The organism is Pseudanabaena sp. UWO311, assembly GCF_006937785.1.
Classification (GTDB): domain Bacteria; phylum Cyanobacteriota; class Cyanobacteriia; order Pseudanabaenales; family Pseudanabaenaceae; genus Pseudanabaena.
The window spans coordinates 58,004-67,152 of sequence record NZ_SJEE01000029.1 but is presented as its reverse complement, the minus strand read 5'-3'; the positions used below and the strand labels follow the sequence as shown (position 1 = coordinate 67,152).

Annotated in this window: 7 protein-coding genes and 1 tRNA gene; 6 read left to right on the top strand and 2 right to left on the bottom strand. The window is 42.3% G+C overall.

What is annotated here, in order from left to right:
• Positions 1 to 473 precede the first annotated feature (473 nt).
• A complete protein-coding gene (locus PseudUWO311_RS24475; protein ID WP_223807635.1) occupies positions 474 to 899 on the top strand; it encodes a helix-turn-helix domain-containing protein in 426 nt (141 codons plus the stop codon).
• Positions 832 to 1,284, top strand: coding sequence for a transposase family protein (locus PseudUWO311_RS24470; RefSeq protein WP_223807634.1), 453 nt, complete (start codon positions 832 to 834; stop codon positions 1,282 to 1,284). The genes PseudUWO311_RS24475 and PseudUWO311_RS24470 overlap by 68 nt, the downstream gene beginning before the upstream one ends.
• A gap of 340 nt (positions 1,285 to 1,624) precedes the next feature.
• Here PseudUWO311_RS24470 and PseudUWO311_RS18655 read toward each other — a convergent pair whose 3' ends face one another.
• Together PseudUWO311_RS18655 and PseudUWO311_RS18650 are read right to left on the bottom strand one after the other, a co-directional pair.
• Positions 1,625 to 3,889: an ABC transporter substrate-binding protein gene (locus tag PseudUWO311_RS18655; RefSeq protein ID WP_142656735.1), complete on the bottom strand. Its 2,265-nt coding sequence runs from the start codon at positions 3,887 to 3,889 to the stop codon at positions 1,625 to 1,627.
• 157 nt (positions 3,890 to 4,046) lie between these two features.
• Positions 4,047 to 4,119: transfer RNA gene (locus tag PseudUWO311_RS18650), tRNA-His, on the bottom strand.
• A gap of 265 nt (positions 4,120 to 4,384) precedes the next feature.
• Here PseudUWO311_RS18650 and PseudUWO311_RS18645 point away from each other — a divergent pair.
• The 4 genes from PseudUWO311_RS18645 to PseudUWO311_RS18630 all read left to right on the top strand — a co-directional run bounded on the left by PseudUWO311_RS18645 (position 4,385) and on the right by PseudUWO311_RS18630 (position 9,085).
• Positions 4,385 to 5,695 carry a formylglycine-generating enzyme family protein gene (locus PseudUWO311_RS18645; RefSeq protein WP_142656734.1) on the top strand — a complete coding sequence of 437 codons (1,311 nt, stop codon included), beginning with the start codon at positions 4,385 to 4,387 and terminating at the stop codon, positions 5,693 to 5,695.
• Between the two features lie 79 nt (positions 5,696 to 5,774).
• On the top strand, positions 5,775 to 6,560 hold the full coding sequence (locus PseudUWO311_RS18640; RefSeq protein ID WP_142656733.1) for an ABC transporter ATP-binding protein: 786 nt from the start codon (positions 5,775 to 5,777) through the stop codon (positions 6,558 to 6,560).
• A 137-nt stretch (positions 6,561 to 6,697) separates the two neighbouring features.
• Entirely contained in the window at positions 6,698 to 8,212 is a 1,515-nt protein-coding gene (locus PseudUWO311_RS18635) for a peptidoglycan-binding domain-containing protein (RefSeq protein WP_142656732.1), read from the top strand.
• A gap of 60 nt (positions 8,213 to 8,272) precedes the next feature.
• Positions 8,273 to 9,085 carry a hypothetical protein gene (locus PseudUWO311_RS18630; protein WP_142656731.1) on the top strand — a complete coding sequence of 271 codons (813 nt, stop codon included), beginning with the start codon at positions 8,273 to 8,275 and terminating at the stop codon, positions 9,083 to 9,085.
• Positions 9,086 to 9,149 lie beyond the last annotated feature (64 nt).

Genomic DNA, 9,149 nt, shown 5'->3' with positions numbered 1-9,149 from the left:
TTCCTGAAAACAAACAAAAAAATTAATTTTGTTGGTGTAGCTTGGTTGGCAAACCAATTATTTTATAATCAGTAGATCACGATTACGCCCCCCGTCCCCAGTTTTTGTTTAAAATTTTGGGCAGTTTTTTTACGTAGTTTTTAAGCATCCCTATTGTTTAGATGTTTGGGGTTTTTTTCTTTTTGCCTGCGGCAAAATAAAAACCGCCATAGTATTATCCTTACCTTAATTCATTAGATCTGTCGGGAAACAAAAGCAAGGTATAGAAGCAACTTCACATTTATTTCTGTACTTCAATCCATAGGTAAATACAAAAGCTATAAGTTCAATAAATTGAACCATAGCCTAGGTTTGATATCGGGTATCATCAACCCAAGACGCGCATAAAAAAGATGATAAATATTGAAAAGATACTAAAACAAGATAGGCAAATACGAGCAACCACAGGATTAAACCAGCAAGCATTCGAGGCTTTGTTGCCAAGTTTTGAAGAAGCATATCAGGAAACCCTAGACAAGAAGAGACGATGGAGAGCAGCAGGAGGGGGTAGGAAAGCAACACTGAAAACCAGTGCAGACAAATTGTTTTTTATCTTGTTGTACTGCAAATGCTATCCCACCTTTGACTTAATGAGTGTTTTATTTGGCTTTGACCGTTCCTGCGCCCACGATTGGGTACATCGACTAATGCCAATACTGGAAACTGCACTGGGCAAGAGACAAGCATTACCCGAAAGAAAGATCGATAGCATCGAAGAATTTCTGGCAAAGTTTGGCGAAGTCCAAGAAGTAATCATTGACGGAACCGAACGACCAGTGCAACGTCCAAAAGATGCAGAACGACAAAAAGAGCATTACTCAGGAAAAAAAACGGCATACAAGGAAACACACTACAGGTAGTACCCGTAAAAAGCGGATCATTTTACTGAGCAAAGCCAAAGCAGGAAAAGTCCATGATAAGAAGCAACTGGACGAAAATGACTGGGTAAGTAACATTCCTGATGCCGTAGTGATTGAGGGAGATTTGGGATATCAGGGCTTACAGAAAGAGTTTATAAATGTACGCTTACCCCACAAAAAGCCAAAAGGGCAAGAGTTGACTGAAGCACAGAAGCAGGAAAATCGAGAATTTAGCAGTCAACGAGTGAAATGTGAACATGCCCATGCAGGGATGAAACGATATAATTCCGTAACAGCAGTTTATCGCAATCGTATACCTGATTTTGATGACCGTCTCATGTTGAATGCGGCTGGCTTATGGAACTTCTATTTAGATACTGCTTAAAAATGGATTGAAAGCTAAAATCTACTCTGTGCTGTGCTTTTGTTTCCCAACAAATCTCTTTCTCTGCTAGTCCATTCAGCAAGTCTCATTATAAAAATCAGTTTTTTTAAAGCCCGACGGGCTTAAAAAAAACAATTTTTGTATTTCTATCGTCGCAGCCAATAGAAATACAAAAATTAGTTTCATAATAAGAATTGCTGAAGTCCCTAAAGCCGACATACAACTTTAGTGTCAGTTAAGATCTACTCGAAAAGTTATTGCAGCTTGATCAGGAGTTCGCCTTACAAGAAAACGACTCTAGCCAATAGAAGCGGCATAAATTACCACATCTATTGGCTTTTTAAGCTAAGCGATCGCCATAATTAATTAAAAAAGTGGCAAATGTGACAATCACAATTAATGGATAGAGAATCCAAGACGCAATATTCAAATATTTAAAGGCTTTTTTATGTCCTTCTTTATCTAGCTTAGTCCCGATCGCTGTGACGATAATTGGTAGTAAACACAGACAGAAATAGACATAAAACACATATTCCATCGCAACAGTATAGCCAACTTCAGGCAGCTGATTGTTAAAGGAAAGCAACAACACAATTCCTGATAGTAATGCTGATGCAGGAGCCATTGTGCGGGGCACAAACATCGTATAGGGGAAGAATAAGCAGCAATAGGTTAAACCTGACAGCAAAATCAGGGGTAAACCATTCTTAGATAGAAATACTAAGGTCTTGCGCTGAAACGTCATGCGTATACTTAATCCAGGGTATTCGACCTGCACATTGGACTGAAACAAATCAGGATCGCCTTGAGTGGAGGTACTTCGCGATGAGTCTTGAAAATAGGTAATACTTTTAAAATTCCAAAGCTGAAGCCCTTGAAATGGTTTACGTTCTTCGGCTTCGGGTCTTGGTAATTTTAAGCCAACCTTATCGATCGCATAGATCAACCGCTCAGTCGATAGATTGGGATTATCAAAACGCAAGTTTAATCTTTGCGAATCAAAGGGATAGTCACGAAAATCAAAGGCATTCCGAAATTCACCGCGTACCCGATAGAGACGATAGTTTAAGCCATTGACGACCTGCGCCTTGATTGGTGCTTTGCCATCAAATACTGGAGCTGTGGGGTTGACACTATTGGTGACCGCATCAGGAAACTGAATCTCCGTAGGCTCATCATTGCCGCTATAGCGGAACCATACATAAAAATCGGCGGTAAAGGTAGATTTATCAATGCGATTTAGCTTATTGATATCCATTCCCGCATAAACTACACGCTGCCGCCAAAAATATTGATTGCCCGATTGAACGATGCTTCCAGCTTGGATTTCTTTCGGTAAATTCAGGCGTTCTGGATTAGGAATTGGGGTAAATTGCTGGGATGCGGAGATCAGTTTGTAATTTTGAAATTGAGCAAGACGCACAGGCTGATCGCTATTGCGATCGCTATTGAAATATAGCAAACCCGTTAAACCTCGTATCCCGACCTTACGATTGTTTAGCTTTGATAAAGCATCTCGCACCTGTTCGCGATCGCTTTCTAAGCTTGCTGTCGTTAATTTGGGATTAGCTTTGCGAATTGCATCGACTGCCGCGATCGCTGCCTCATAAAACTTAGCTCCTAAATAGGAAGGAGTCTTGTTATAGGCTTTTTGATAAGCAGTGAGAAAATCTTGGGCATCAGCTCCAGCACTATCAAATAAGATTGGCGCTGGCACATACATGCCATCGGTAAAGAAACCTGCGCTTTTCTTTTCTTCATCGTATTTTTCAAACCGCTTAGCAAAAGACTCTCTTGCTAAAGCTTGCTCACCTAAAATGCTATTTTTTAGCCCCTTTTGTTTCAGTGCCACTAAAAAATCTTCGGCAACATCCTCTTTGCCCAAAGTTAAAAACAAAATTCCTGCATCAGTCTCGGCGGCAATTTCATTGACGATTTGTTGCACTGACGCTTTCCGATTAGATGGATCAGAGTCAATCGCCCAAGTTTTTTGAATTTTGCCATTACCATTAGCTTCAAAAGCCGATTTAATTACTTCAGATTGGGTCTGCTCATTTTTACTGGCTTTGTCATAAATTACACTTGCCGTTTTGAATTGCAATACTTGCTGCGCATAGATCGACAAGGTTTTTGCTAAATCAGGATTGGTATAAATAATCCGAAAATAGTATGGGCGATCCGTGGTAACTTTAGGATTATTTGCCGTACCTGTAATTGCTGGCAATTTGCGTTCTTGGTAAATGTTACCCGCCGCGATCGAAGCATCAGAAGTGCGATGCCCCAACACCACTAGAGCCTCACTTTTAGAAATTTCGTTAGCAACTTGAGTTGCCCCATCAGCATTGCCCTTATCGTCAAAAACATTTAATTTAAGCTGACGACCATTGATGCCCCCATCCCGATTGGTCGCATCAATATATAGCTTGATACTATCGACGATTTCTTGACCGCCACTCGCGCCATCACCACTAAGAGGTGCAGCTACGGCGATCGCGATCGGATTGCCATCGGCTCGCGAACTCTGAGGGTATAAGCCGCCAAGCGAAACCACTATTAAAATCGTGATCAATGCGATCGCGCAAAATCTTACAACTGTCTTTCTCATGAAACCTTCAGTCGTCCTATTTAAAAAATTGCTAAAGCATATTAAACTCTCTCGCAATTTTAGGGCTTTGAGCTACCGTCAAAACGCCCAAAAAAGAAAAGAGGTCACAAAGTGACCTCTTTTCTTTTTTGTGGTGTTATTTGGATTTTAATTTGAGGGCGAATGATGGGAATTGAACCCACGAATGGTGGTACCACAAACCACTGCCTTAACCACTTGGCTACACTCGCCATTTAACCGTTATTGATAATACTACTGATTTGTCCAATTACACAAGATATTTTGGAAATTTCTCCAAAACCCCAAAGAGCATTACGGCACTTCTCGCTGCAACCCTCTTTGGGGTCGCCCTCGTAGGGTGCGTTACGCTATCGCTAACTCACCCCAAAATCCAATCAAAGCAAGGGTGCGTTACGCTGACGCTAACTACAACTAATTTTGCTTTTTGGGCTTTAATGTAAGTGGCGATCGCTATATTCCCGACCCTAGACATCAATGGATTTAGACAATATCCTCAACAAGCGCTATCGCATAAGTCAAACCATTGGTATTAAACAAGTTGGCACGATCGCCTTGTCGGTTTACCTAGCAGAAAATTTAGAGATTCCAATTGCGCCCAAGCCTCTTTGTGTGATTTATTTCTGGCAAGTTTCAGAAAAGGATGCGCTAGACCATGGGTTGATTGCCACAAAGCTGTATGAAATCGGGCAAGACTATACGCTATCCCCAAAAGTGCAAGCTTTTTTTACAGAAGAAGAGAATTATTATTTGGTACGCGAATATCTGGAAGGCTATGAATATATAGAAGAATTTAGCCGAATTGTTAATGATTTTAATACTCTAGAATCAAAAAAGACTTCGGAAGTCTCTACGGTTAAAGCCTTGCCAATCGCACAATCATGGATGAAATCTATTGCAAAAGTCCCAATAAAGATTAATCGTCGTCAGTTAATTATTAGTACTAGTTCCGCGATCGCAGGTTTTACCTTGGCGATATTGCTAGAAAAACTCAAACCTCAACCAGCCCCGATCATCATTGCAGAATCGCCACCAATCCCTGAACCGCCAAGCGATCCAATTAAGAGAGGAGATAAAGCTTTTCGGGATGATTTGGGGAATGGAATCCATATGGAAATGGTACGGATCGCATCGGGCAAATTTGCCCTAGGCTCACCACCCAATGAAATTGGCAGGCGAGACAATGAATCACCAATATCTGAGGTCAATGTTCCTGCTTTTTACATGGCAAAATTTGTGGTTACACAAGAGCAATGGGTTGCCATTATGGGCAGGAATCCCGCCATATTTCGCGAAAATCTGCAAGCGCCAGTGGAAAATATTTCTTGGCTTGAGGCTCAAGATTTTTGTCGTAAATTAGCAGCGAAAACGCAACATCTATACCGTTTGCCTAGCGAATCGGAATGGGAATATGCTTGCCGCGCTGGGACAAATACGGCTTACCATTTTGGCGATAGTTCCACACAACTCACAGAGTATGCATGGTTTGCTGACAATGCCAACAAGCGATCGCAACCAGTCGGACAGAAAGTACCAAATCCTTGGGGACTATACGAAATGCATGGTGGTATTTGGGAATGGTGCGAGGATGTATGGCACGATAATTTTAATGGTGCACCTGCCGATGGCTCGGCATGGGTGCTTGATGGCTATACCAGTCGGCGTGTGCGTAAGGGCGGCTCTTGGAGCAATGAGGCGAAGCTATGTCGAGCGGCAAGTCGCGAATGGCATTGGCAAAGCGATCACTACAACGACATCGGCTTTCGCGTAGTTATTTCCGCAATGTAGAGACGCAAAGCTTCTTGACCATTGCTATAAACCCCTCGCACTGTATATGCTTATTTCAAGTAAGGCTATAAACCCAAATATGAACGCTAGTCAATCTGCTGAACCAACTGATCGTCCCGATCGCCAAATTTCCAATCAACTTATTCTCGAAGCCAGTAATGTTGTGGCGGGATATGTGGATGGGGTAGATATTTTGCAAGGTGCGAATTTATCAGTATATGAAGGTGAGCTTGTCACCGTGATTGGCTCCAATGGTGCTGGCAAATCGACCTTAGCAAAAGCAATATTTGGTCTAGTGCCAGTGCGATCGGGGGAAATATTATTTGGCGATCGCAATCTGATCGGACTCAAGCCTGAACAAATCGTGCGACAAGGAATTAGCTATGTGCCTCAAGTTGCTAATGTATTCCCATCATTAAGCGTATCTGACAATCTGGATATGGGAGCCTATACTCGCGAAGGAAATATAGCAGCAGTTAAAGACAAAATATATACAACTTTTCCTGTGCTTGCTAAACGTCGTAATCAGCGGGCTGGGACACTATCTGGCGGTGAACGTCAAATGTTAGCGATGGGACGGGCGCTGATGCTAGAGCCGAAATTGTTGATTTTAGATGAGCCTTCAGCAGCGCTATCACCGATTTTAGTTCAGGATATTTTTAATTTGATTCAACAAATTAATCAAACGGGAACATCAATCATTTTGGTGGAGCAGAATGCGCGTAAGGCTTTAGCGATCGCTGATCGCGGCTATGTGATGCATTTGGGCAAAGATGAGTTTACGGGTAAAGGTGCGGATCTATTGAACGACCCTGAAGTTGCTGAGTTGTATTTGGGCATGGGCAATTTTGGCAAAACAGCGTAGGAGACCCAAAATTATTTCGGCGGGCTTTGCTCATTGCAATAATTTTGGGTTTTATGGTTAGTGAGATGTGGAATACATTGCGATCGCTTAACTTGTCGATAGAATATTAGACTAAGGCTTTTTTATAGAGGAATTTCATGGCAGTCGTCGAGGTAAAGCTTTCATTTGAGGAACTAACAAAAGCACAGACATATTTGCAGCAGTTAGGGCTATATGATGGCGAAGTGGATGGCATCTATGGCAGATTATCGGAAGCTGCTTTTGTGCAGTTTGCCAATGCCCTAAGCATCGATACGATTTTGGATCCTAACTCGCAATCGTATACAAACAGCCTCTTACAAATGCCTGCGGTAGTTAGACATTTGCTCAAAATTATCGGAGAAGGTGATCGCTTATTCCCAAAATTTACTAACGCTCAACGTATTTTCGTAAATATGGGACAAGCCGACTCTAATTATCTTGGCTTCCTTGATCGAGGAGTCAATGGCAGTATTGCAGGTTCTAAGAAAGGTTTACCAAATCGCAATTTTGCACCATCGCCATTGTTAAACCATATTCCTGCCTATGCAGATCGCCTTGCCAGTTTGCCAGATGGTGTAAATGTAGTTTCCTATGGCGACGTTGCCATGTTGTCTGGTAGTCAGACGCGAGTGCGATTTCGTTCATATCCTGCGATCGGGGCAATTCCTAATATTGAAAACGTTGGCTTAGAATTTCTCCATAGCAGTATTCAGCAAGCCTGTATCTGCATTGGCAGTGTCGTTAATGGACAAATGTTAGCCCGCTGGATTGGTCGTAATGCTTTAAGTAATGTCCAGTTTTGGAGTTCTACCAAAATATTGCCATTAATAAATACGATTTGCCAAGCCAATCAAGCACAACCCAATCAGGAGATCGCTAATTGTGCGATCGCTGATACACAGGGAAATAAAATACCTCGTACATTTGCCGAAATGGCTCAACGTATCTGTGCTTACGAAGAAACGAATGGCATGACCTCCAATGGATTGTCGGCAATGTTTAAGCAATTTACTACACCCCTAGCATTGCAGGATTGGCTCAAAAAAATTACAGGTAATCAAAAGCTAATTTTTCAAGGACGCTACGGTGAAGCTCCTTACATTGAGCAGCCAATTTTACGTGATGTTACTGGCGCAAATATTATCACTGGAGTAAAAGATCCGCATCGCGGTGACAATTTGATTTCCGCCTACGACTTGACAAGAATTGTTTCGCAAATCGCATGGCATCGTCATCTCGCTCCTGCGAACCGCTTATCTGCACAGTGGCATAGTTTAAGCGCTTTGATTGATGCGATGGGACAAGATACGGCGAGGTATGTGGATGCGGCGATTGTGGCTCTAGGTTTGTCATATTTTATTGACAAACCTGTGGTGATCTCCAAGATGGGTTTTGGATACAGCGATCAACGTAAACAAACTGAGCTGACCTATACCGCTTGTATCCAGTTTGTCGATCTGCTTGCCAAATCCCATGATTTGCCCTTACCAAAGTTGAGATCGGTGAATATGACTTTACGTGCTGTCCTTAACCTTAAAGATCCCGTGCGCGAAGCCTTAGAAATTGATGCAAGAATGGCTGCAACAGTCGCTGAGATTTTGCGTAGGATTGTCACAGAAGAGCTAATCTAGAAATTTAATGCTGCGATCGAAATCTTCGAGTTCGCTTGCCATGCAGGATTGAAATACACAATGCAAAAACAACGCACTTTATCTGCCGTCGGTCTATGGTGGCGATGGGTATTGGCTACGCTAGTTGGTGCTGCGATCGGCACTATATTTGGGATTGCTGCTTGTTTGGCGGGAGTTCATTACCTTAGCGATCGCCTGATGGCTCTCCACATTTGCGATACAGGTTTCGGCAGTCTCAACTGTTCTGTGTCAACTGGCATTGTCAGTGGAGCGCTTGTAGTAGGTGCATTTGTGGGCTTAATGCAATATCTGGTTTTGCGGCGATTCTTTAAATCTTCAGTCTGGTGGATTTTAGCTAGTACATTTGGCTGGACTTGGATTGGATTTGCAGCCACAAGCTTAGCCTATACAGCCCAATTTGGTTTTGTGCTTAATCCAGATGGTTCTTTTGCCGAAAGCAACATCATCGATCGCATTCCACTATTGGCCGTAAATTCTTTATGGCTAGTTTTGGCGGGAATCATCCTAGGAGTCTTACAATGGCTAGTCCTATGGAATAGTCAGCACCCAAAATTCTCTAATCCTCAGTTCTTGAAAGGGAGAGCTATTTTATGGCTGATCGTTAATGTTGTTCTAGTAACATTCATGGCGATCGCCATTATCGCTATTTTTCGAGGTCGGGGTAGTTTATATGGGATTCTATTATTCTTTTTAGGATTTACTCCTTTTTATGCCACGATTACGGGGGCAACTCTTGTAAAAATGCGTCTACACAAGTTAAAACGAAAAAATACAGAATTAGATACAGATTCCCGATTTCCTGCAAGCGAGGGAATAGATGGAATCAATAAAATGAGTAGGGATGAAACTTGAACATACTCTAAAGCTACAAAAGTTGTTCTGCCCGCTACGTGGGCAGAACAACTTTTGCAGCTTT

Excerpts from the sequence above, each read along its gene's own strand:
- PseudUWO311_RS18645 (WP_142656734.1), top strand. The coding sequence starts at position 4,385 with ATGGATTTAGACAATATCCTCAACAAGCGCTATCGCATAAGTCAAACC.
- PseudUWO311_RS18655 (WP_142656735.1), bottom strand. The coding sequence starts at position 3,889 with ATGAGAAAGACAGTTGTAAGATTTTGCGCGATCGCATTGATCACGATT.
- PseudUWO311_RS18630 (WP_142656731.1), top strand. The coding sequence starts at position 8,273 with ATGCAAAAACAACGCACTTTATCTGCCGTCGGTCTATGGTGGCGATGG.
- PseudUWO311_RS24470 (WP_223807634.1), top strand. The coding sequence starts at position 832 with ATGCAGAACGACAAAAAGAGCATTACTCAGGAAAAAAAACGGCATACA.
- PseudUWO311_RS18640 (WP_142656733.1), top strand. The coding sequence starts at position 5,775 with ATGAACGCTAGTCAATCTGCTGAACCAACTGATCGTCCCGATCGCCAA.
- PseudUWO311_RS18635 (WP_142656732.1), top strand. The coding sequence starts at position 6,698 with ATGGCAGTCGTCGAGGTAAAGCTTTCATTTGAGGAACTAACAAAAGCA.